This is a genomic window from Umboniibacter marinipuniceus, assembly GCF_003688415.1.
Taxonomy (GTDB): Bacteria; Pseudomonadota; Gammaproteobacteria; order Pseudomonadales; family DSM-25080; genus Umboniibacter; species Umboniibacter marinipuniceus.
In genome coordinates this window covers 85451-108449 of sequence record NZ_REFJ01000004.1, presented here as the reverse complement: position 1 = coordinate 108449, position 22999 = coordinate 85451, and the positions used below count along the sequence as shown (strand labels likewise).

Sequence of the window (22999 nt, the reverse complement as noted above, 5' to 3'; positions counted from 1 at the left end):
TTAAGGCGTGTTGTTTCTTTGTGTATACCAAATCACAGGCTGTTCAGATTTCTTTAGCTCTGCTTCCACATCTAATACTTTCACAAAAAGTGCCATTCTCACGATAACACCGTTGTCCGCTTGACGGAAGATGGCCAAATTGGGATTGCGATCCAAGTCAATATCCAGCTCGTTGGCCTCTGCTCGGGAATCTCGGGGTAGCGGATGCATGATTACCGTATTGGGTTCACAGTGCGCAGTATAGATACTTTGATTAAGTCGGAACTGGCCACGGTAGAGGTTGGCCTCAGCTTGATCGGCAAAGCGTTCCTCTTGAATACGAGTGCTGTAAACGATGTCCACCGCGTGGATACCTTCCTCAAGTTTGTCTGTGATAGTCACTTTGACATTGGCGGCGCGCATTTGTTCAACCAGCGCAGCGGGAAGCTGTAAAGGTTGTGGCGAGACGAGGCGAACTTCTACATTGCTAAAGAGGCACAGTAGCTTGCTCAGTGAGTGCACCGTTCGGCCGTGCTTCAGGTCGCCAATCATGGCGATACGCAGACCATCAACGCTGCGATTGAAACTGCGTAGCTCATTGCGAATCGTGTAAAGGTCAAGCAGGGCTTGAGTAGGGTGCTCATTGGGTCCGTCACCACCATTAATAACAGGAACGCGCGAACCTTGAGCGAATTCAGCTACTGAACCAATTTCTGGGTGGCGCATACAGATGACATCGGAATAGCCAGATAAGACCCGTGCGGTGTCGTAGAGAGATTCGCCTTTGCTAAGCGAAGAGCTCTCTAGTCCGGTAGTTTCACGAACATAACCGCCCAGGATGTTGAACGCGGAGCCGAAACTCACGCGGGTTCGGGTACTTGGTTCGAAGAACATATTGCCCAGAATTGCACCGTCCAGCACGCGAGTTCGTTTCTCTCGGCGAGCATAGGGCGCAAGAAGGTCTGCGGTAGTGAAGAGCGATTCGATGTCGGCGCGCTCAAATTGAGCGATAGATAAAATGTTGGCTCCACGAAACTGCATAATGTCCTCTTAAATTGTCACTTTGGGCGTTCTACTTCGCCAGCGCAACAATCTGCGCTGAGCGTGTTGAATGTAAGTTACTAAGTGTGCAGATTAAAGCTGCTAAGCGTTCTGAATTAATAGCGCAAAACGCTCTAAATCTTTAAGAATCTTGAGCTTACGCTCGTTATTAATAATATCTGCATCCTGGCTGAGCAACATAAGCTCGCCAGCGAATGCTTCTAAGCTTAGCTCACCTCTGCCGTCATCGGTAAAGCGGCTGAGTAAAAGTTCTCGCCAAGTATAGCGCTCATCATCGTTCAGGGTCTGAGGATAAAAGCGTGCTTTGTAGCGTAACAGTAGCTGGTTATAGCGCTCATCGGCAAAATGATAGACTCTGCTGGCGAGATCGTCGGCACTCGCGGTGCGTAGTTCCGCCATCGTTGCCTTATCACCTGGTGACGGGAAGCCCTGGTAAAGGGTGGCTTCAGCATCTACCGACGGTGATTGATATTCGCTGTTGAAAACACTACAGAGCTTAGCGCGAATGGCTGGGTCATCGAAGCGTTCAGCGCGCCTCATTATTTCGCCTTCATCTAGCTGTAGTCGTTCACAGGTAGCGGGGTCAGCGGTGGCTGTTTTTAGCGGTGCGACGGCGGGGCACTTATTGAGCATAATCTGCTTGAGCCCTGGAGATTCGTAACCCGCTGGACGATCGCTAAATCGAGTAAATAGGATGTTGCGGATGGTCTCGGCGCTTTCGCTCAGCAGCCAATCATTATTGGTATTCAGGTCAACGCACACAACCGAATTACGATTACTGCCACCCTGTCCCAGCGCCAACATTGCCGACGTGTAGTGGCGCTCAGCGCCCAACTTAGGCGAAGTGTGCATAAACGGGCCATTGCCTACATGTAGTAGTTCGGCCACCTTATGCTTCTGTCGCATTTGGAATAGGTAGTTGAATAGTTTTGGCTGAGCGTCACGAAGCTTCTTAGCCATGCCAATGGTGGCGCGGACATCGTTGAGGGCGTCGTGGGCGTTTTCATGACTAATACCGTTGGCGGCACTCAGGACTTCTAGGCGAAAATTTGGCTTGCCGTTAACCGTAGGCCAGTTAATACCTTCAGGGCGAAGAGCACGGGCCATTCGTAACACATTGATCAAGTCCCAGCGGCTATTGTTGTTGCTGTATTCTCGCTCATAGGGATCATGAAAATTACGAAACAGGGTGAAGCGAGTCACTTCATCATCAAAGTTGATGCTGTTGTAGCCGGCGCCGCAGGTATTCGGCGTCATGAATTCAGCGTTAATTTTGGCAATGAACTCTGGTTCCGGCATACCACGCTGCAGACATTCAATAGGCGAAATGCCGGTGATTAATGCGGCTTGCGGGTGAGGTAAACGATCTAAGGTAGGCTGAGAAAACCAGTTAATGGGCTCGCCAATTTCATTGAGGTGTTCGTCGGTTCGAATGGCGGCAAACTGGGATGGTCGGTCGAGCTTAGGGTTTACGCCCCAAGTTTCATAGTCGTGCCAAAGGATGGTGTTGGTTGTCACCGTGATGCTCCACTCAGATTTTGACTATTATGGGGAAGAAGGTGGCTTGGGCGCAACTCTAATTGCAGAGAAGCGCCAACCAAAGCTACTTAAAGTGAAAAACTAGTGGCCCAAATGCTTCACGCGAAGCGCTTCGAGTTGTTCGTCCTCAAAGGGTTGATTCAGACAGGCGATGATAAACGGGCGCAGTTGCTCAAACGTCATGAGCTGTCGAACCACCGGTATGAAGCTAGTTCCTTCGTTAAATAGCAGTACGTTGCTAAAGAATTGGCGACAAATATCGGGGTGTTGCAGATCATTCCAAAAACGTCCCGCCACCACACCAATGACATCGCCCGAAATGCCATGTGCCGAGTTCAAACTTCGCAGCAGGTTGCGCTCGCGGCAGTTGGTGTCACAGCCTGCCAGACTTTGCAGTAAAGCGGCGGTTTTACTGGCATCACGGTCACTGGTCAGTTCGGTTTGCAGCTGTGTTTCGATGGTCTTAATCAGTACTGCTGGCAACGCTTCATTCTCTAAAAGGTGCGCAAGAATTTGCCAGTGTCGAACACTGAGGCGATGCGCATTGGCGCTGAGTTTTTGGGCAACGCCTGGTTGATTCAAGCGGACACTCAAATCAGCGAGCCCTTGCAGAGGAAGGAGATCTACATCCTGATCTTCGGGATTGTCTAACCAGCGTTTGACGAGCTGATAGTCGTCCGTTGAAGCCAGTTGATTATCAACACGCAGCATGGAGTGGAACTTGGCGCGCCGTTCAACGGGTGGTTGAATACTCGCGCTAAGGTCTTTGGCGGCGGCTTGTAGATCGCTGGCCTCTTCCGCCTGCAGATTCTCCGCATTGGCGGCGGCGCGACTCAATAACTGATCAATTAGGCCATCGCGGGCGCCCAAATTTAGATGCATTCGTTCGTCTAAAGGAAGCTGGAAAAACCAGACCACGCTGTTTTCGATTTGTTGCTTATTCAAACCTACTATGGCGAAGGTTGCGGCAGCTTGGACGGGATTCTCCCATGCTCGTTCGCCGCGCTCAAAGGCCAGCCAATCGGCATGGTCGATACGTTGGATCTGTCGCGATAAATCGTAAGTTGCTACTTCTAGATCCGCTTGTTCTAGCAGTGCGCTAAGGGTGAGAAGTTGGTCAGTCATGAGTTACTCGCTGTTAGCTCGGTGATCATTTCACCATTTAGCGTTAGTGGGTCATTGACGAATTTATCGCTTATCACGGCTAAGATCTGGTATTCACCAAGCTCTCCAGCGGTAGCAACGACGGTGCCGGCCAGTTTCCCTTCAGCGGTTTGTAGCTCGTCACCGTTGTGGGGTGCTACACCTGAAAGTTTAGCGCGGTGAAGCGATTTCTTGGATTTGCCCAGGTACTTCATTCTAGCAACGATTTCTTGGCCAAGGTAGCAGCCCTTGGTAAACGAGATACCGCCAAGTTGATCAACGCCAATAATTTGCGGAATAAACGCACTCTTCGAGGAGGCGTCAGTAAAGACAACGCCTGCGTCAACATTGGCGCGAGCGGCTGGCAGAGATGTTTGCTGGCTCGAAGCCTGCGCTTGAATCAGCCAAGCTGAAGTGCCATTGGGGTGGCGAATAAGTGAGTCTTGCTGACTGAAGGGATTAGTTGCAGGTTGGTCGCTTTGCGCGCAAAAGTGTACCGAAAGATCACTGCGTTGCTCAATGGATACCTTGGAGAACGCGGCGTACTTGCGATAGTGCGCAACGAGCTCATCGGCACAGTTTTCATCAACTAGAATTAGGAAGCCGGTGTCAATTTTGGCAATGAGAAAGGTAGCAATGGCTCGTCCTTTAAGATCGCAGCTAGCAGTAAAGGCCGCTTTTTCGGCGGTTACCTTATTGATGTCGGCCGTAATTTGATTCTGTAAAAATGTTGCGGCATCCGCGCCGGTAATGGCGTAAATGCTGAGATGACCAATGTTGGTGGTAGCCATGAAAACCTCGTAGATCAATATAACTTAGTTATGGGGGCGCTAGTCTAGAAAATCAAGGCAGCTTGATGCGAAAGCTACACTGAAGTGCGTGACTTACCTAGTGGCGCTGGGCGATAATGGGCAAAACGTATTAAAGGTGGAAATATCCTATGACAGATCTCTTCGCACAGAATCGTATTGCTTGGGCAAGCCGACGCGGTATGCTGGAGTTGGACCTGGTACTTGGTCCTTTTGTAGAGTTTGAATACGAAGGTTTGGATCAGGCTGATAAAGTGCGCTATGTGTCGCTACTTGAAGAACAAGATCAAGATCTGTTTCGCTGGTTCCTTAAGGCAGATTTGCCTGAAGATCCGGAGCACGCGGCAATGGTCAGATTAATATTGGATCGCCATGCTGCCCGCGGCTAATCGCGGCACCAACCAGCTATTTACCTTCCTCCCCAGTGCATCGCTTTTTTGGCTGTTCTTATTCGTCAGTTTCTCGGCTTGCAACTATCTACTTGTTTTGGCGCGCCCAGAAGTAGCAACGCTTACGGGCGTTACTACTATTGTATGGTTGCTTGCTCTACCTGGTAATCCTCAGACCTACACACTCTATGGTGGCGAATTGTGGCGTTGTGAAAAAGGTACTTGGCGTTCGTTAGGGAAAATACACGCGCTGCAATTGGGTGCTTTTTGGACCAAGATAAGTACCCAGCGCGGCACCTACACTTGGTGGTGGGATCAGTTGCCATTAATCCGCTGGCGCCGTCTTAGGCGGCGTTTAAATACAGGCAACTATTGAGCCGAAGTGTCTTAGGGCGTCTCAATACACCAGATTATCGGTGCCTACCAGCCTCAGCGCTGAGACTGCGGGTCAGTCACCACAATGTCCTGGCCAGCAAAGTTAATGGGCACCATAATGGTATTTCGAGCTACCGGCGAACAATTCGGATAGTCACGGGTAAAATGCAATCCTCGAGACTCTCTTCGCTGAAGGGCTGATCGAATAATCAACTCGGCAACGTCGGCGAGATTTCGCAGTTCAATTGAATCACTACTGACCTTGTGGTGTCCGTAGTATTCTGCAATTTCCCGTTTCAGTAATTTGATTCTGTGCTGCGCACGTTCCAAGCGTTTTTTGGTTCGAACAATGCCCACATAATCCCACATAAAGCGGCGAAGTTCGTCCCAGTTGTGGGAGATCACCACGTCTTCATCAGAATCGGTTACTCTACTAGCATCCCACGGAACAAGTGCTCTGGCTCGCTGAGTGCTGGCAACCTTATCAAGAATATCTTGCGCTGCTGACCTGCCGTAGACAATGCACTCAAGGAGCGAGTTTGACGCCATACGATTGGCTCCGTGCAATCCGGTAAAGCTAGATTCGCCAATAGCGTAAAGATGCTTAAGGTCGGTAGCGCCATTGGTATCTACCACCACGCCGCCGCAGGTGTAATGAGCAGCGGGAACCACTGGTATAGCTTCCTTAGTGATATCAATGCCGAACTTTAAACAGCGCTTATAAACCGTTGGGAAATGCGCCTTGATGAAGTCCTCATCTTTATGGCTGATATCTAAAAACAAACAGTCTGAGCCCAAGCGTTTCATTTCGTGGTCTATGGCGCGGGCGACAATATCTCGCGGTGCCAATTCGCCCTGAGGGTCAAATCGCTTCATAAAGCGCTCGCCGTTAGGTAACTTCAGCTGTGCGCCTTCACCTCGTAAGGCTTCGGTAATTAAAAATGACTTGGCCTTGGGGTGGTACAGGCAAGTAGGGTGGAATTGATTAAACTCCATGTTGGCAATTCGGCAGCCTGCGCGCCAGGCCATAGCAATACCGTCGCCGCTAGAGCCGTCAGGGTTACTGGTGTAGAGGTAAACTTTTGAAGCACCACCGGTTGCCAAAACCACGAAACGGGCGGAAAACGTTTCCACTTCGCCGGTATCCGTGTCCAGTACGTAGGCCCCAGCACAGCGTATCTTAGTATCGGAAGGGTCCGCGTGGGTGATGAGGTCTACGGCGATATGATGGGTGAAGAAATCAATTCGCTCAGACTGAGTAGCTCGTTCAATGAGCGTTTTTGCAACGGCTTGACCCGTGGCATCCGCCGAATGAATGATTCGACGTTTGCTATGGCCGCCCTCTCGTGTGAGGTGATATTGCTGGCCATCTTCTTCTTTGGTGAATTCCACGCCTTGGTCAATCAGCCAGTGAATAGCCTCACTAGAGTGACTGACAACATGGCGGACACGCTCCTCATCGCAAAGTCCACCGCCCGCTGCAAGGGTATCGGCCACGTGGCTTTCGATGGTGTCATCTTCAGTCAGTACCGCAGCGATGCCACCCTGAGCCCAGCGAGTTGAGCCGGCATTGAGTTCGCCCTTTGACAGGACCGCCACATCAAGGTGCTGAGCCAATTCAATTGCGATAGTCAGCCCTGCGGCGCCACTGCCAATGACGAGTACGTCATGTTCTTTAATTGTCATTCGTGTTAGACCACTGTATGCCGTATAATGGAGGGCAAATTCCCTGATTCGAAATTATAACTGAGGTTTTTTTATAAGTGTTAGGGAACTACTAAAAATCTTGCTGGTCATAGTAACGCGTTGATAACAGCGCAACCAATTAGGTAATGATATGTCTGAATCACAACTTGCCTCCAAAAATGCAGATCTTTTGCTGGTGGAGCGAGTCAAAAAAGGCGATAAGCGCGCATTCGATTTACTGGTACTGAAGTACCAGCACCGAGTTGTGGTGGTAATTTCTCGCTTTGTGAGTGACCGAGATGCGGCGTTAGATGTGGCTCAAGATACGTTTGTTCGTGCTTGGCGAGCCATCGATAAGTTTCGCGGTGACAGTGCATTTTATACTTGGCTCTACCGAATTGCGGCGAATACCGCAAAGAACTGGTTGGTGGCTCAATCCAGACGTCCAACAATGGATGTGGATATTGATGACACCGAAAGTCCTGAACTCATGGAGTTAAGTGACGCCTCAACCCCCGAGGCGGTTACTAATAGTGACCAGTTGGCCGCGGCAATTGTCGCCGCTATCGATGATTTACCCGCAGAACTAGGCTCCGCGATTCGCCTTCGTGAGCTCGAAGGCTTGAGCTACGATGAAATAGCTGAATCACTCGGTTGTCCCGTGGGAACTGTCAGGTCGAGAATTTTTAGAGCGAGAGAAGCGGTTAATGAAGCCATTAAACCCTACTTGAGCGAAATAAAGAGCACGCCAAGCTCGCGTCGTCACGTGTAGTTTGTGCATCGAGGATTACTGAATGACTAACACTAACAACTCAACATCAGAGCTTATGTCGAAATTGATCGACGGCGAGATCTCGGAGCTCGAATTGCACCGACTCTTACGTGCAGCAGATGAAAACGATGAAGTGCGTAGCCACTGGTCGGAGTTGAATCTTCAGCAAAGTGCGCTGAACGAGCACGTTGATGCGAATTTGGGTCTAGACCTTGCTAACCGTATTCGCGCCGAAATCGGTGATGAAGTGTTGGTTGATGAGGCGCCAACAACCGTTCAGAAGTTACATGCACGGTGGCTGAAACCCGCTGGACAGTTTGCCGTTGCGGCGGCGGTAGCGGCGTTAGTGGTGGTTATTTCGCCACTCACTCAGACTCAATCAGATGAAGCGTTGATTCCCGGTTTCCAGAGCGTCGATGAACCGTTATACAGTTTGAATGCCGAGCTGGCCCTACCGCAACTTGCTACTCGCCAGGTATCAACTCAGATCTCAGGAGCCCCCCTAACACTAAGTTCTACGGGTGCGCCGGCGGGTCACAGTATCATTCAGCCGAATGGTGCGATCCTTCAGTCCCCGGAAGAGCAACAGCGTATTCAGCTGTTGATGTCGGAATACCTACGCTTACACGTGGAGCGTGCAGGTCCAAACACAGCCTCTTCGGTGCGGACCTACCTCCAAGCTGCGCCGGAATAAGTTATTAATGTTTAGATGTCTCCTGTTACTCGCGCTGGGCGGATTACTGTCTTCGCCTGCGCTGGTAGCACAAACTAACGAGACTACCCCAGTCAATACCGTTACCGATCCCGTTGAAATTGTTCTCGCTGCCATGTCAGAGGCAGGTCGTCAGATTAGTTATACTGGTGTGTTGAGTTGGACAAATGGAGCGACCGAGCAAAACGTACGCGTTGTTCATCAGGTTGAAGACGGTATTGAATACGAACGTATCTTTCATCTAGACGGTGCCGCTCGGGAAGTGATTCGCGAAGCCATGCCAGTCGACTGTCTCCAGCCAGGTCAGGCGCTAAGACGGGCGCGTTTTGCCCAACTTCACAGCATGGTTGGTGGCGTGTACGAGCCATCGATTGTTGGTGAAGAGCGGGTGGCAGGTAGGCTTGCTTGGAAGATGCAGTTAACACCCATTGATCAGTATCGCTTCGCGCATTTGGTCTATGTAGATCAAGCCTCCGGACTGATTTTAAAAAGCCTGTTATTAGATCGCCAAGGTCAAGTTCTTGAGTCAATGCAGTACTTGGATATTCAAATTCGGCCTATTACCCCCGAAGAATTAAACGCACAAACTAACTCGCCGCTTATCTTCAATCAGCCAAGTGATTGTGTTCAGGAGCAGTTGGCAAATTACGATCAGGTAGATTGGGCGGTAACAGAGCCTCCACCTGGCTTCGAATTATTTAGTGCCGAATACAACGCCGAAAATGATCGTACTTGGTTAATGTATGGTGATGGCTATGCCGTGTTCTCGGTATTTATTGAGCCAGGTGTTAATGGTCGCGGTATTCAGCGTGTTGGGGCGATTTCCCTTGTGGCTCAGCCAATCAAAGTTGATGGTGTGGATTACACCATTACCTTGTTGGGGGATGTACCGTCCGAGACGGTAGAGCGCTCCATCGCGTCGCTACGACGCAGAGGTGGCGGCGATTGATCATTGAACAGGCCGAAGTAACCGAGGTTGATGACTTGGGTGCCTGGGTGCTTACCATACGCCAGTCTGCCTGTGACGCCTGTAGCGCGCGCGCGGTTTGCGGCCAACGTTTGCTTAATAAAGCTACTTCAGAGACTACGCAAATTCATGCTCTCTTTGATCCGAATCAGCCCAAGCTTCATTTAAACGTGGGGGACAGTGTGGAGATAGGTGTTCCTCGAGAAGTGGTTGCGTTGGGTTCGCTCTGGTTGTATCTCGTTCCAGTGCTTGCTTTAGTATTAGGCGCAGTGCTGGGCGCCGAGTTGTTCAATCCCGACTTGGGATCATTTGCGGGAGCCTTGGTTGGTCTAGCAACGGCGGGTTGCTGGCTCTATCGTCGTGCGCGCAGAGATCAGTGTAACCCGAAGCTCCACCCTATCATTCTTTCCTCTGCCATTATCACCAAGGCTTAGCACCGCTAACGTTGCGGTAAAGAATCGTTGTGATCACCCGCGTTGATTTCTTTCACTATTGCATTGAACCATTGATGAAACTGAGGTTCTAAGTACCAACTGTGTCTAGACTTGAGTTCGGTATTGCGCAATTGAAGTTCAAGGTTTAGCGGCAGACAATATTGCTTAGGTTGGTGGAGAATCTATTTTCTTAGCCACTAGATTGAATAATAAGCTGTTATTAACTCGTATCGTCTTTTTTAGGAGATTGTTTATGTCATTTACACACCGTTGCTACAAGGTGTCGTTGTTACTTGTGTGTTTGGTGATGGCGCCATTTGCGTCTGCCAATCAGTTTCCCGATTTAGTTGATCTGATTGAAAACAATTCACCGTCCGTGGTGAAGATTGAAGTGGAGTCGGTTCGCGAAGTCGGTCGAAGACAAATGCCTGAAGGTATGCCGGATATGTTCCGCCGTTTCTTCGATGAGCCCAGGAATCGTGGCCCGCAGCGAGCTCAGTCAAGTGGCTCTGGTTTCGTTATTTCTGATGATGGTTATATTCTAACCAATGATCATGTGGTCGCGAATGGCGATAGTATCGTTGTGCGTTTCCCGGATCAGCGGGAATACGACGCTGAAGTAGTAGGGCAGGACCCTCGTTCCGACCTGGCATTGCTGAAAATTGATGCGGAAGACCTGCGTCCGGTGCGCTTTGCATCAGCACAGCCTAAAGTAGGTGAGTGGGTTGTCGCCATCGGTTCACCATTTGGTCTAGATTACTCTGCCAGCGCAGGTATTGTCTCCGCTCGCGGTCGTTCACTGCCAACCGAAAACGGCGATAATTACGTGCCATTTCTTCAGACTGATGTGGCGATTAACCCCGGTAATAGCGGTGGTCCACTGTTCAACCTAGAAGGTGAAGTAGTTGGTATAAACAGCCAGATTTTCACACGCTCTGGTGGCTACATGGGTTTGAGCTTCGCTATTCCTTCCGATGTGGCACTGCAAGTAGTGGAACAGCTGAAAGAGAACGGTTCTGTTAGCCGTGGATGGTTAGGTGTTGCCATTATGAATGTTGATCGAGACCTGGCTGAAGCGAATGGTCTAGAGCGTTCTCGTGGAGCCCTAATTACCTTGGTTGAAAAGGATGGCCCAGCCGCAGAGGGTGGTCTCCAGATTGGGGATATCGTATTGGAGTTTGATGGCAAAGCCGTGATGAACTCGGGCGACCTTCCGCATATTGTGGGCTTGTCTCAAGCTGGTGAAAGCTATTCAGTGAATATCATGCGCGAGCTTGAGCCAATGACCTTGACCGTAACATTGGGAGAGCTACCCAACAGCGGGTCTCCTGCAAAGGTAGGCGAGAGCCAGGAATCCGAAGCGGGCGCCTTAGGTGTAGTAGCCGCTAACCTGTCCGAAGATGAACTTACTGAGCTCGACATCGAAGGCGGTGTCCGAGTAAAAGCGGTGGTTAATGGTTCTGCCGCGGACCGAGCCGGTCTTCGTCCGGGCGATGTGATTAACTTGCTGAACTTCAAGGAAGTGATGGATATTGAATCACTCACCACTATCGAGGCAGATTTACCGGTAGGTCAGAAGTTGCCAATACGCTTCTTCCGTAACGGGCAACCCGTGTTTAGGACTATTGAGCTAGAGGATTAAACCCCTAGTATCTTGCTAGAAAGCCTAAAAGCCCCTCTGATGAGGGGTTTTTTTATTAAGTTTAGCGAACTGCTTGTGGCTAGGTGTGTAAGTCCTAGCCGGATCACAAAGACTTTTCACTTCCTTTAGGTATCAATACCCCGGAGCTTGATTACTTTGGAGATTGCGGCAGTGGATTGGAGTGAGTGAGGGGAAGCTGAGCTCGTAGGTGCGCTTGAGAGCACAGGGCCGCACTAATGGTAAGCTTTTCCGCTAAGTTTAGTTGGATGGTTGAGTAGTCTTCAGGCTAAGTTTAGTTGGATGGTTGAGTAGTCTTCAGGCTAAGTTTAGTTGGATGGTTGAGTAGTCTTCAGGCTAAGTTTAATTGGATGGTTGAGTAGTCTTCAGGCTAAGTTTAATTGGATGGTTGAGTAGTCTTCAGGCTAAGTTTAATTGGATGGTTGAGTGGTCTTCAGGCTAAGTAGAATTAGGTGTAGGGCTGGCGCAATTTTTCGATTACAATTAGCGTTTTTAAAGTAGCGCAGAATCTAGGTGATTCTCAGAGGTAATTGTGTCCGATCTCAGCCATATCCGAAATTTCTCTATCATTGCCCACATCGATCACGGTAAATCGACTATAGCGGACCGCTTCATCCAGATTTGTGGTGGTTTGTCCGAGCGTGAAATGGCCGCCCAGGTTCTCGATTCAATGGATATTGAACGCGAGCGCGGTATTACTATTAAAGCGCAGAGCGTCACCCTTGATTATACGGCGAAAGACGGCAATACCTATCAATTGAATTTCATTGATACCCCAGGGCACGTTGATTTCACCTATGAAGTATCGCGTTCGCTCGCGGCCTGTGAGGGTGCCTTGCTGGTGGTTGATGCGGCGCAGGGCGTAGAAGCTCAGTCGGTCGCGAACTGTTATACGGCAATTGAGCAGGGGCTAGAAGTTGTCCCGGTACTTAATAAAATTGACTTGCCGCAGGCCGAGCCGGAGCGAGTCAGTGAAGAAATTGAAGAGATCATTGGTATCGACGCCACCGATGCAACCACCTGTTCGGCAAAAACCGGAATCGGCGTTGAAGACGTACTTGAAACCTTAGTTCATCGTGTTCCGCCACCAGAAGGTGATGTGGATGCACCGTTGCAAGCACTAATCATTGATTCATGGTTCGATAATTACTTGGGTGTGGTGTCATTGGTTCGTGTAAAACACGGCACGCTCAACAAGAAAGACAAGATCATCATTAAAAGTCTAGGTCGTTCGCATGTGGTTGACGGGGTGGGTATCTTCACGCCGAAACGTACGGAAACTGGCGTTCTGAAGGCCGGCGAAGTGGGCTACATCGTAGCGGGTATTAAGGATATTCATGGCGCGCCTGTTGGCGATACCATCACCCACGCACAGACCCCTGAAGTTGATCAGTTACCAGGTTTCCAGAAGGTGAAGCCGCAGGTCTACGCCGGTCTGTTCCCAGTAAGCTCAGATGATTACGAAGTATTCCGTGAGGCACTGTCAAAGCTATGTCTTAATGACGCGTCACTGTTCTATGAGCCAGAGAGCTCCGAAGCTTTGGGCTTTGGTTTCCGCTGTGGTTTCTTGGGAATGCTCCACATGGAGATCATCCAGGAGCGCTTGGAGCGAGAGTATAATCTCGATCTCATCACCACCGCGCCTACGGTAATTTACGAAGTCGTATTGAATAATGATCAGGTAGTCACGGTGGATAACCCCTCGCAATTACCTGATCCGGGTACCATCAAAGAAATGCGCGAGCCCATCGTGCTTGCGAATATCTTGGTACCAAAGGATTACCTGGGTAATGTAATCAATCTGTGTGTTGAGAAGCGCGGCGTTCAGAAAGATATGTTGTTCATGGGTGGTCAGGTACAGTTGAGCTATTACCTGCCGATGAATGAGGTTGTCATGGACTTCTTCGACCGGGTGAAATCGGTTTCCCGTGGGTTTGCGTCATTGGATTACCAGTTTGACCACTTCGAAGCGGCAAAGTTGGCTCGTTTAGATGTCCTCATTAATGGCGATCGCGTTGATGCGCTAGCACTGATTGTTCACCGTGATTTTGCGGCCCCGCGCGGGCGCTCGCTGTGTGAAAAGATGAAGGAACTCATTCCTCGTCAGATGTTTGATGTAGCAATTCAGGCGGCATTAGGCGGGCAAATTATTGCTCGAACTAACGTGAAAGCCCTGCGTAAGAACGTTACGGCGAAATGTTATGGTGGCGATGCTAGCCGTAAGAAGAAGCTGCTAGAGAAACAGAAGGCTGGTAAGAAGCGTATGAAGCAAGTGGGTAACGTGGAGATTCCGCAGGAAGCCTTCCTTGCTGTGCTGAAGATAGATAGCTAAGAAACCATAACAATAAATACTACTAGGATAGAACTATGGATTTAGATTTACCCCTGATTTTTGCCTCGGCGGTTGCTGTGACAGGACTTATCGCGTTAATTGATAAGTTATTTCTCGCCAAGAATCGCGGCAATAACCCAGATCCAGCAGTGGTTGATATCTCTAAGTCAGTATTTCCTGTCCTAGCGTTTGTATTTGTGTTGCGCTCATTCTTGTATGAGCCGTTTCAGATCCCCAGCTCATCAATGGAGCCAACGTTGGACGTAGGCGATTTTATTTTGGTGAACAAGTACGATTACGGGATTCGTTTGCCTATTGCCAATACAACATTGATTGAAGTGAATAGCCCTCAACGGGGTGATGTTATGGTGTTCTTTCCGCCCAATGATAAGCGCTACTTTATCAAGCGTGTGATCGGCCTACCGGGTGATCGTGTGCAGGTAAAACAGGGCATGCTCTACGTCAACGGCGAATTGCAGCAGCAAGAACTTGTGATGGGTTACCCAGTAAATGAGCCCCGAGTGTTAGAAACTACAGAGCAGCTGGGTGAGGTTTCGCATCGAATGTTCCGCCACGTTCAGGCAGGTCGCTACAGTGAGGACTTTAATACGGTGGTACCTGAAGGGCACTACTTCATGATGGGTGATAATCGAGACAACTCTCGCGATTCGCGTGAGTGGGGCCCCGTTCCCGAGGCCAATATTGTTGGCAAAGCCGTTTATAAGTGGATGCATTGGGATGAATTTTTCAGTGTGCCAAGCTTCTCGAACGTTGGCCCGATTAACTAAAATTTAGGGGAAAGTTATGCAGCGGTTACAGCGCGGTATGTCATTCTACGGAATGTGTTTGGTTATTGTGATTGCCGTCTTCTTCGGCATGTTAGGTGTGAAGCTTGGGCCATACTACCTAGACAACACAATGCTTGTCTCGTCAGTGCAAAAAGTCTTCGATTCCGGTACAGAAGATGTTTCATTGTCTGATTTCCGTGAGGGTATTAGTAAAGCCATGGTCATTGACAATATTTCACCTGAGGCACGAAACGCCCTCGTGATAGCGCGTGAGGATGATAGCTTTATCGTTACCGCCAACTACGAGGTCAGAATTGATCTATTCTATAACATTGATGTGGTATTAAGTTTTGAGAATGAAATTAAGGCTCAGTGAATGCTAGACAGTTCCAAACAGCAGCATATTGATCAGCTGCTTGTGCGTATCGCTTATCAATTTTCGGACCAGGGCCTGCTCAAGCAGGCCTTGTCGCATCGTAGCGTTGGCACGCCTAACAACGAACGTTTGGAGTTTATCGGGGATTCTATCCTCAATTGTACGATTGCACAGGCACTCTATCAGCAGTTACCAAAAGCCACTGAAGGTGATCTTAGCCGGCTTCGAGCGGACCTTGTCTGCGAGACCACGCTCGCAGAGATAGCGCGCGAGTGGGAGTTGGGCGCTAGCCTATTCCTGGGAGCGGGAGAGATAAAAAGCGGTGGTGCTCAGCGGCCATCTATACTTTCCGATACGGTAGAAGCGCTTATTGGCGCTATTTCATTGGATGCCGATATGGCCACGGCTCAGGCGAGTGTTCTAAGGTGGTATCAAAGTCGCCTCGCGAATCTCAAGGTGGGCAAGCCTAAGAAAGATGCCAAGACAGAGCTACAGGAAGCTGTGCAGAAGAAACAAGTAGCGCTTCCAGTGTATCAAGTGGCGTCTATTGATGGTGCAGACCATAACCAGACCTTCAAGGTACGCTGTGATATTCCCAATCTATTAAGTGAAGTTTTTGGCGAGGGAACGTCTCGTCGAAAAGCCGAGCAGGCAGCTGCCGCGAAGGCGCTGCAATTATTGAGGCAAAAATAATGTCAGAGAATCAAAGTCGCTGTGGTTTTATCGCGATTGTAGGTCGCCCGAATGTGGGCAAGTCAACGCTGCTTAACCGTATTCTTGGTCAGAAGTTAGCGATCACTTCGCGCAAGCCGCAAACGACTCGTCACCGTATGTTGGGTATTCATACCGAAGCTGATACTCAGTATGTCTTCGTTGATACGCCAGGCTTACACAATAGTAAGGGGCGAGCACTCAATGACTACATGAACAAAGAGGCAACGGACTCACTTCGTGATGTTGATGCCATTATCTTTGTTATCGACCGCCTTCGTTGGACCGAAGATGATGAGGCTGTCTTAAAATTGGTGCAACGTACCAAGACTCCAGTAGTGGTGGCCATCAACAAAGTTGAGCGCTTAGAGAATAAGAACGAAGTATTTCCCTATATCGAAACACTTCAGGCCAAGGGCGATTTCGCTGATATTGTCCCTATTTCCGCACTACAGGGAACTCAGGTTGAGTCGCTATTGGCGGCCATCGAAAAGCACATTCCGGAAAGCCCGCATTTCTTCGAAGATGACCAAATTACGGATAAAAGTTCGCGTTTTCTTGCCTCTGAGATTGTTCGAGAAAAAGTTACTCGTCAGTTAGGAGATGAATTGCCTTATCAGATGACTGTCGAGATTGAGAGCTTCACTGACAAAGGTAATGTGTTAGATATTCATGCTGTCATTCTGGTAGAGCGAGATGGGCAAAAGCGGATTGTTGTGGGCAAGCAGGGGTCCCGAATTAAGCTGATTGGTCAGGAGGCGCGCCTGGATATGGAACGCCTGTTTGATCGAAAGATTATGCTGCATACGTTTGTTAAAGTCCGCAGTGGTTGGTCTGATGACGCGCGTGCGCTGAAGAGCTTGGGCTACGATTCGGATTAATCATGGCTGAAGCGCCGCTTAAACCTGCCTGGATTTTGCACCGCCGCCCCTATCAAGAGGGGCGTTTGCTGGTGGAGCTTCTTACTCGCGATGAGGGCAAGGTGACGGCGGTTTGGCGTAAGCCGAAGCGTGGATTTCAGGGTGAACCTTACGTTCCGCTGTTAGCCCGTTGGAGTGGCAAAGGCAGCGTTCTCACTCTCTCTAAAGTTGAAGCCGTTAGCGCACCTATTCATTTAGCGGGGCGCTTTCTCTATATGGGGCTGTATGTCAACGAGCTCTGCTATCGCCTCCTAGGTCCCGCCTCTAGCCAAGCGTTATTCAGTGCCTATCAAGCCTGTTTAGTTAGCCTGAGTAGGGAGGAGGATACTGCGCAAGCGTTGCGTGGCTTCGAGCACATACTTTTGCAGGAGTTAGGCGTTTTTCCTGACATATCTTCGGACTCACTTGCAAACCCCATTGATCCCAATAGCTGGTATTCCTTTAATCAGGACAGTCAATTTGAGTGTGTGGCGGACAAACAGAAGAATGCTTTCTCGGGGAGAGTGCTGCTAGGTTTAGCGGAGCAAGCGTATGATGCCAGTGTAAATCCGTTGTTTCGATATCTGGTGAACTCGGCATTAGGAGGGCGGCAATTAGAAAGTCGCCGCCTCTATGAGTCACTTTTTACTAAGCAGACAGAATCTCGCTAAACCGAGGCACCGTTTCCCCCGCTATGTCAACAGACTCCAAGAACATGTCGTAGGGCCTCACCCACAAACATTCATCGCCGTAGAGCGGTTTGTAGAGGACTAGCCACTCTTCGGTCTCGGAATGTCTTACTACATCAATCACTTGATATTCACCGCCCTTGTAATGGCGATATCTACCAGTATTGAGATAGGGCTTAATCATCTAAATCGACCTTTGGCAGTGGATTCTCAATGAAGTCGTCAATGTTGTCACCCAACATCTCCTTATAACGAGTCACCAAGTAACTGACGGCGCTATGCTTTTCGTCGCGAAGGTCATCACTATTTGCAGCAACAATAAATGCATTGTAGCGAGCAGCCGCCTGTAATAATGCCGAATTTACTAGGTCGGGCCCCGCCTCTTCAGCGGCTTCATTGGCCAGGTCAAGTATTTGTTCGATGAGCTTGAAAAGGGTTTGTTCCTCGGCAGACATAGCGATGCTCTCAATAGTAGTAGTTATCCCATTGTAATTTATAATTGCGGTTAACGCGACGTATCCACGACTATCTCTTTGGCAGCGTTATAGAACAAAAGCAGCTCCGTTGCCGCTCACCGCACCAGTCAGTCAATAATGCGTGGAACAACGACTATTAATACGCCGAAAAGCGCGTAAGATAGCGCGAATTTTCTCAATTAGAGTCGACTACGTGGATATAAATCTAGAATCAATTGAAGTGACCGTGAAATCATCGGAGTTAACCTATGACGATTACGGCGGTTACTGGTGGAAACTCGAAGTCGACTTGGGCCCTGGCGTCCTAGTACGAGCATTATGCAGCGATAACTCGCGCGGCTTCTCCATGGATATTAGCTTCGATCATGATATTGCGGAGTCGCTACTCGGAGACGCCGACTCACTGGAGATGAATTCTGTAGTACTCAATATGTTGGCCGGATTACTCCCCGATCGGGAATTGATAAACGCCGACCTGAATCAACCCGTAGCGCTTCAATAAACCGCACTTTTGCAGAGTTGTTCCACCCTCAAAACTAGTTATCAATAGTACTCATCAAACAATCCAAAGGATGGAGGGCTGTATGGGTGTTATCGGCAGTTGGATGGTTGATGGGGCAGAGTTCTGCCCTCGTCAGCTGGCATTAATCGCGGTTCAAAAGATTGAGGTCCTTGCGCTCCAAGGTGTTACTAAGCGCTTCTATAGCGCCCTCAAAGCAAGCGGTCACTTCGCTCATAGTTGTTACCAAGCGGGAAATGATGGAGAGGGGACCGCGCTCTTTAGTCATTATTTACTGGGCGAATACTACCTCAGTCCGCCAACGCTTAAACGTCATCCTTTGATCCGCTATGTGGCGCTACCCACGGGGATGCTTGCGATAGGCAGCTTATCCTTAGATGAGGTTGACGATCTTAACCTGTCAGCGCTAGAGCAGCTGAGCGGTACCGTTGTTTTAGCAGTAAGTAGTGTTGAAGCGGAGCTTAATCTTGCCACGCTTGAGTATCAATGTATGAAGGGCAGCCTCTCGGAATGGCTGCTGGGTGGTGAGCATCTAGAGGGCCTTAGCGATGGCTATGTGCGCTACATCCGTTCGCAACCGTTTCTTCGGGAGAGTATTCAAAACGGTCGCGACGACTACCATCTCATCCCGTGCTCACGGGGTAGACCAGGTAGTTTGCATCCCTTTTCAGAGCATCTTCTGGTTAACAAGCATCTGGCAGTGAAATGGTGCCGCTATAAGTTTCTTGACGCGTGTGAAGTGGGTGTATACCGGAGTTTGATCTGCCTGCACACGCTTCCTCCTGAGATTGCAGCGCTGTTGGAACAGCGTGAGAGAGAGCGAATTGAAGGCGTGATGGTGGGCTAGAGGCGTGATAGTGAGTTAGGGACGTGATGATGGGTTAGGGACGTGATGATGGGTTAGGGACGTGATGGTGGGTTAGGGACGTGATGGTGGGTTAGGGACGTGATGGTGAGTTAGAATGTGTTAAGGGAGTTCGCCCAACTATCACCAACATATCGTATAGGACTAATGCTAATAGCACATATCTCCATTTTAAGCGGCGCTTAATAATGATGTGGCAGAAGACCTTCGATAAAGTGTCGGCTAACTACTGATACCGCATTTAACTCAGGTCTAATCATTCGCTGGGCTTAATCACATTAACGTGTCAGTACACAGCTCAGGAGTGTGAAGTTAGTTTAAACACTCCTGAATATACGCTTCCGCTATCGCCAACTGTTCCAAATCAACCCCAGTTGAAACCCCTTGGGATTCGCAAAATTCAATAACAGTCCGGCTATTAACATTGCCCTTAGCGCCAGGTGCGTAGGGGCAGCCGCCCAAGCCCGATGCCGCTGAATCGAAGACGCGTACGTCCAACTCAAGCGCCGCAGCGACATTGTGAATGGCAGTATCGAAGGTGTCGTGGGCGTGGAGGGCAATGCGATCAGTGCCGATTGACGGCGCCAGAGCCTGAATTAGCGCCCGAATTCGCTGAGGTGTCGCGGCGCCAATTGTATCGCCCAGGACGATTTCATAGCAGCCCAGAGCGAACAGCTTCTCACAGGTATCAACTACCTTTGCGACCGATGTTGTGCCTTCATATGGACACTTGGCGACACAGCTCACGGTGCCACGAACCTTGATGTTCTGATCCAGAGCAACTTCTACTAGTGGCTTTATACGCATTAGCGATTCATCAATATTACAGTTGATATTGTGCTGATTGAAGGTGTCGGAGGCCGCTGTGAAAACGCCAATCTCGGTGACGATGTTGGTGTCAATACGCTCAAAGCCGCGGATATTTGGCACGAGTACACTCACCTCTGATCCCGCCGTGGGTTGAATGCCGCGGATGACGTCCTCGGAATTCGCCATTTGCGGAATTCGATCTGCTCGAACCATACTGCCCACTTCAACACTCTGAAAGCCGGCCTGGTAAAGCTGATTAATAAATTTGATACGTTGCGGTACGGTTAGCACGCTAGGTTGGTTTTGGAGGCCATCACGAGGGCCAACCTCAATAATACGCACATCAGGCATGATTAAGCTCCTCAACGGTCAGCAATAATTGGTCATCGTTAACGGAGTCGCCCACAGCAAGACCTGCTCCAACAACAACACCATCCACAGGCGCATACAAGGCATGTTCCATCTTCATGGCTTCGATGCTAATTAGTTTGTCGCCTGCTTTGACTTTATCGCCATCTTGACAGCAGATCTCTATGACCGAGCCACTCATTGGAGCCGAAATTGCGCCAGAGCTTTTCGCGGTTTGCGCACGGGCAGGGTGAAAGGGCGTAATCCGCAATTCAAGTCCGCTGCCATGAACCCAGTAGGCGTCGTGGTCACGAACTACCTGGTATGCCGGCGCAGTACTTAGGTGTGTTTTGGCTGACGCTAAACTGAGTGAGATAGCGGTGCCTTCTACGTCGAAATGATAGTTGCGGGTATCGTTTCCAAGGCGAAAGTCATCGTGCTGATGCCAAGTACTCTGGCATTCCTTTGCGTTTGATATATTCCGCAGAATACTCGCAACGGCATGCTCCTTGATATCTAGTGGCAATGCAGTGTGTTCAAGTAAATCCGCTAGGCGTTCATCCAGCCAAGTGGTTGATACGCCACCACGAACGAAATCAGCGTGAGCGCAAATTTGACGAAGCAGTTGGGTATTGGAATGAATGCCAAGTATGTGTGTGTCTGCCAGGGCAGACTGAATTCGCTGAATGGTGTCATCTCGGCTCGAGCCGTGAACAATGAGTTTCGCAATCATTGGATCATATAGCGGGGTGATGGTGTCTCCGCCGACAACACCGGCATCAATTCGAACCCCATTCGGCCATTCCAGCAAAGCAATTCGCCCGGTACTGGGGAGGAATCCACGCTGCGGGTTTTCTGCGTAGAGCCTGACTTCGATAGCGTGACCGTTAATGCTTAACTCGTCTTGCAGCTTCGGAAGTGGTTTGTCTTCGGCCACCGTTAACTGCCACGACACCAAATCTTCACCAGTTATGGCCTCGGTGACAGGGTGTTCGACCTGTAGGCGCGTATTCATTTCCATGAAGTAAAAATCGCCATCTTCGCCCAGAAGAAACTCTACGGTACCTGCACCTACGTAGCCGATAGCCTGAGCCGCGCGCACTGCCGCTTCGCCCATCGCTTTACGGAGGGCTTCATCAACGCCTAGAGCCGGCGCTTCCTCCACTACTTTTTGGTGGCGGCGCTGAATTGAACAGTCTCGTTCAAAGAGGTACACACCGTTATGGTGACTATCGCAGAAAACTTGTACTTCGATATGCCGCGCGTGGGCGAGGAATTTTTCGATAATCATATGGCTAGAGCCAAAGGCATGTTCGGCCTCTCGCTTAGCAGCGGCCAAACCATCGGCGAACTGTGACTCTGAATCTACCACTCGCATGCCCTTGCCACCGCCGCCAGCGGATGCCTTGAGCAACACTGGAAAGCCCATTTGCTTAGCCGCCTTTTTCAGGAGTTCAGCATCGTCCTTATCGCCATGGTAGCCCGGTAACAGTGGTACGTTAGCGGCCTCCATGATCTGCTTTGCTTTAGACTTACTACCCATTGCTTGAATAGCACTTGGTGGCGGGCCTACGAAGCGGATATTGGCCTGGGCACAGCGCTCCGCAAAGGCATCGTTCTCTGACAGGAAGCCGTAACCGGGGTGGATAGCGTCAATGTTATGAGCGCTGGCGAGTGCGATGATTTGTTCAATATTCAAATAGCTCTCGCCCAACGAAGCGCCATTCAGGGCAAGTGCTTGATCCGCTTGGCGAACATGCTGAGCGTTTCTATCGGCAAAGCTATAGATAGCAAAGCATTCAATGCCCTGCGCTTGGGCCGTTTTCATAATGCGTACGGCGATTTCTCCGCGGTTGGCAATAAGTAGTCTGTTGATCATTTGGTTCTCCAGGACGGCGCACGTCGCTCGAAAAATGCATTAAGGCCCTCTTGCCCTTCAGTTGAAACGCGCAGGGCGGCAATCAACTCGCAGCTTGGCTCAATCATCTCGTTCATCGAGCTTTCGTTCACTTGCTGAAGCAGCGCCTTGGTGGCACGCATGGCTTCTGGGCCGTTACCGAGTAATTGTTTTTCTAGCTGCGTTTGTCTTTCTGCTAGATCGTCCAACTTGGCAATCCAGTGGATCAAGTCTGCCGCTAACGCCTCATCGGCATTAAAGCGTTCGGCGGTTAAGGCAAAGCGCATGGTGTTTCGGTAGCCCATCGCGCGCATGACGTAGGGAGAGATAGTAGCCGGGCTTAGACCAAGCTTCACTTCGCTCAAGCAGAACTCGGCGCGGTTGGAAGCAAGTACGAGGTCACAGCAGGCGATAAGGCCAATTGCTCCGCCAAAGGCCGCTCCCTGAACTACGCAGAGCGTAGGGGCCGGAAATTCGGCAAGTTGTTGGAATAGAGCTGCAAGCTGGCGGGCATCGTCGAGATTCTCGCTCTGGCTAAATTGCGCCATTTCTTTCATCCAAGCTAAGTCAGCCCCAGCACAAAAACTCGTCCCTGTGGCGTTTAAAACCAATAGCCTGACTGCGGAATTCTGTGCCAGCTCACTGATCGATTGCCTAAGCTCGGCAATGACTGAAGCGTTGAAAGCGTTGTGACGTTCCGGGTTGTCTAGGGTGATACGCGCTACCGCCCCGTCAAATTTTACCTTGATAAGAGATTCCAT

Annotated in this window: 25 protein-coding genes; 15 read left to right on the top strand and 10 right to left on the bottom strand. The window is 50.0% G+C overall.

The features are described 5' to 3' along the window. From DFR27_RS08790 to ygfZ, 4 genes are all read right to left on the bottom strand, one after another. Complete coding sequence (locus tag DFR27_RS08790) at nucleotides 1-1020, bottom strand: aspartate carbamoyltransferase (protein ID WP_121877095.1); 1020 nt, start codon at nucleotides 1018-1020, stop codon at nucleotides 1-3. Between the two features lie 102 nt (nucleotides 1021-1122). After that, entirely contained in the window at nucleotides 1123-2559 is a 1437-nt protein-coding gene (gene sbcB / locus DFR27_RS08785) for an exodeoxyribonuclease I (protein WP_170150826.1), read from the bottom strand. A gap of 102 nt (nucleotides 2560-2661) precedes the next feature. After that, the gene (locus tag DFR27_RS08780; protein WP_121877093.1) at nucleotides 2662-3705 is read right to left on the bottom strand and encodes a DUF3549 family protein; all 1044 of its coding nucleotides are present in this window, start codon (nucleotides 3703-3705) and stop codon (nucleotides 2662-2664) included. Then, nucleotides 3702-4514, bottom strand: coding sequence for a CAF17-like 4Fe-4S cluster assembly/insertion protein YgfZ (ygfZ, locus tag DFR27_RS08775; RefSeq protein ID WP_121877092.1), 813 nt, complete (start codon nucleotides 4512-4514; stop codon nucleotides 3702-3704). The genes DFR27_RS08780 and ygfZ overlap by 4 nt, the downstream gene beginning before the upstream one ends. 149 nt (nucleotides 4515-4663) lie before the next feature. Between ygfZ and DFR27_RS08770 the strand changes: the two genes are divergently transcribed. Next, a complete protein-coding gene (locus DFR27_RS08770) occupies nucleotides 4664-4921 on the top strand; it encodes an FAD assembly factor SdhE (RefSeq protein WP_121877091.1) in 258 nt (85 codons plus the stop codon). Further along, complete coding sequence (locus DFR27_RS08765) at nucleotides 4905-5297, top strand: hypothetical protein (protein WP_121877090.1); 393 nt, start codon at nucleotides 4905-4907, stop codon at nucleotides 5295-5297. Before DFR27_RS08770 ends, DFR27_RS08765 begins: the two co-directional genes overlap by 17 nt. Nucleotides 5298-5350: 53 nt before the next feature. Here DFR27_RS08765 and nadB read toward each other — a convergent pair whose 3' ends face one another. Next, on the bottom strand, nucleotides 5351-6982 hold the full coding sequence (nadB, locus tag DFR27_RS08760) for an L-aspartate oxidase (protein ID WP_121877089.1): 1632 nt from the start codon (nucleotides 6980-6982) through the stop codon (nucleotides 5351-5353). 151 nt (nucleotides 6983-7133) lie between these two features. Here nadB and rpoE point away from each other — a divergent pair, with 151 nt between their 5' ends. The 11 genes from rpoE (at nucleotide 7134) to recO (ending at nucleotide 17304) form a co-directional block, all read left to right on the top strand. Further along, nucleotides 7134-7754: an RNA polymerase sigma factor RpoE gene (gene rpoE / locus DFR27_RS08755; RefSeq protein ID WP_121877088.1), complete on the top strand. Its 621-nt coding sequence runs from the start codon at nucleotides 7134-7136 to the stop codon at nucleotides 7752-7754. 22 nt (nucleotides 7755-7776) lie between these two features. After that, nucleotides 7777-8448, top strand: coding sequence for a sigma-E factor negative regulatory protein (locus DFR27_RS08750; RefSeq protein ID WP_121877087.1), 672 nt, complete (start codon nucleotides 7777-7779; stop codon nucleotides 8446-8448). A 7-nt stretch (nucleotides 8449-8455) separates the two neighbouring features. Continuing rightward, complete coding sequence (locus tag DFR27_RS08745; RefSeq protein ID WP_121877086.1) at nucleotides 8456-9415, top strand: MucB/RseB C-terminal domain-containing protein; 960 nt, start codon at nucleotides 8456-8458, stop codon at nucleotides 9413-9415. After that, nucleotides 9412-9867, top strand: coding sequence for a SoxR reducing system RseC family protein (locus tag DFR27_RS08740; RefSeq protein ID WP_121877085.1), 456 nt, complete (start codon nucleotides 9412-9414; stop codon nucleotides 9865-9867). The genes DFR27_RS08745 and DFR27_RS08740 overlap by 4 nt, the downstream gene beginning before the upstream one ends. Before the next feature lie 253 nt (nucleotides 9868-10120). Next, nucleotides 10121-11509, top strand: a complete 1389-nt coding sequence (locus tag DFR27_RS08735; protein ID WP_121877084.1) for a trypsin-like peptidase domain-containing protein — start codon at nucleotides 10121-10123, stop codon at nucleotides 11507-11509. Between the two features lie 550 nt (nucleotides 11510-12059). After that, complete coding sequence (gene lepA / locus DFR27_RS08730; protein ID WP_121877083.1) at nucleotides 12060-13859, top strand: translation elongation factor 4; 1800 nt, start codon at nucleotides 12060-12062, stop codon at nucleotides 13857-13859. Between the two features lie 35 nt (nucleotides 13860-13894). Then, the gene (gene lepB / locus DFR27_RS08725; RefSeq protein ID WP_121877082.1) at nucleotides 13895-14647 is read left to right on the top strand and encodes a signal peptidase I; all 753 of its coding nucleotides are present in this window, start codon (nucleotides 13895-13897) and stop codon (nucleotides 14645-14647) included. 16 nt (nucleotides 14648-14663) lie between these two features. Then, nucleotides 14664-15023, top strand: a complete 360-nt coding sequence (locus DFR27_RS08720) for a DUF4845 domain-containing protein (protein ID WP_121877081.1) — start codon at nucleotides 14664-14666, stop codon at nucleotides 15021-15023. Then, a complete protein-coding gene (rnc, locus tag DFR27_RS08715) occupies nucleotides 15024-15716 on the top strand; it encodes a ribonuclease III (RefSeq protein WP_121877080.1) in 693 nt (230 codons plus the stop codon). It begins immediately after the preceding gene. After that, nucleotides 15716-16615, top strand: coding sequence for a GTPase Era (gene era, locus DFR27_RS08710; RefSeq protein WP_121877079.1), 900 nt, complete (start codon nucleotides 15716-15718; stop codon nucleotides 16613-16615). Before rnc ends, era begins: the two co-directional genes overlap by 1 nt. A 2-nt stretch (nucleotides 16616-16617) precedes the next feature. Further along, nucleotides 16618-17304, top strand: a complete 687-nt coding sequence (gene recO, locus DFR27_RS08705; RefSeq protein ID WP_121877078.1) for a DNA repair protein RecO — start codon at nucleotides 16618-16620, stop codon at nucleotides 17302-17304. On the opposite strand, the gene DFR27_RS08700 is transcribed toward recO, so the two are convergent. Next, on the bottom strand, nucleotides 17282-17506 hold the full coding sequence (locus DFR27_RS08700) for a DUF1653 domain-containing protein (RefSeq protein ID WP_121877077.1): 225 nt from the start codon (nucleotides 17504-17506) through the stop codon (nucleotides 17282-17284). The genes recO and DFR27_RS08700 overlap by 23 nt on opposite strands. After that, nucleotides 17499-17777, bottom strand: coding sequence for a DUF3144 domain-containing protein (locus DFR27_RS08695; protein WP_121877076.1), 279 nt, complete (start codon nucleotides 17775-17777; stop codon nucleotides 17499-17501). Before DFR27_RS08695 ends, DFR27_RS08700 begins: the two co-directional genes overlap by 8 nt. Nucleotides 17778-17991: 214 nt before the next feature. Between DFR27_RS08695 and DFR27_RS08690 the strand changes: the two genes are divergently transcribed. After that, nucleotides 17992-18300, top strand: a complete 309-nt coding sequence (locus DFR27_RS08690) for a hypothetical protein (RefSeq protein WP_121877075.1) — start codon at nucleotides 17992-17994, stop codon at nucleotides 18298-18300. Between the two features lie 82 nt (nucleotides 18301-18382). Then, nucleotides 18383-19165 carry a hypothetical protein gene (locus tag DFR27_RS08685; protein WP_121877074.1) on the top strand — a complete coding sequence of 261 codons (783 nt, stop codon included), beginning with the start codon at nucleotides 18383-18385 and terminating at the stop codon, nucleotides 19163-19165. A 330-nt stretch (nucleotides 19166-19495) separates the two neighbouring features. Here DFR27_RS08685 and DFR27_RS08680 read toward each other — a convergent pair whose 3' ends face one another. From DFR27_RS08680 to DFR27_RS08670, 3 genes are read right to left on the bottom strand one after another with little or no spacing between them, the layout of a single operon-like run. Next, entirely contained in the window at nucleotides 19496-20344 is an 849-nt protein-coding gene (locus DFR27_RS08680; protein ID WP_121877073.1) for a hydroxymethylglutaryl-CoA lyase, read from the bottom strand. Continuing rightward, entirely contained in the window at nucleotides 20337-22220 is a 1884-nt protein-coding gene (locus DFR27_RS08675) for an ATP-binding protein (RefSeq protein ID WP_121877072.1), read from the bottom strand. The genes DFR27_RS08680 and DFR27_RS08675 overlap by 8 nt, the downstream gene beginning before the upstream one ends. Next, nucleotides 22217-22999 (bottom strand): enoyl-CoA hydratase-related protein, encoded by a 783-nt coding sequence (locus DFR27_RS08670; protein ID WP_121877071.1) that lies wholly within the window; start codon nucleotides 22997-22999, stop codon nucleotides 22217-22219. The genes DFR27_RS08675 and DFR27_RS08670 overlap by 4 nt, the downstream gene beginning before the upstream one ends.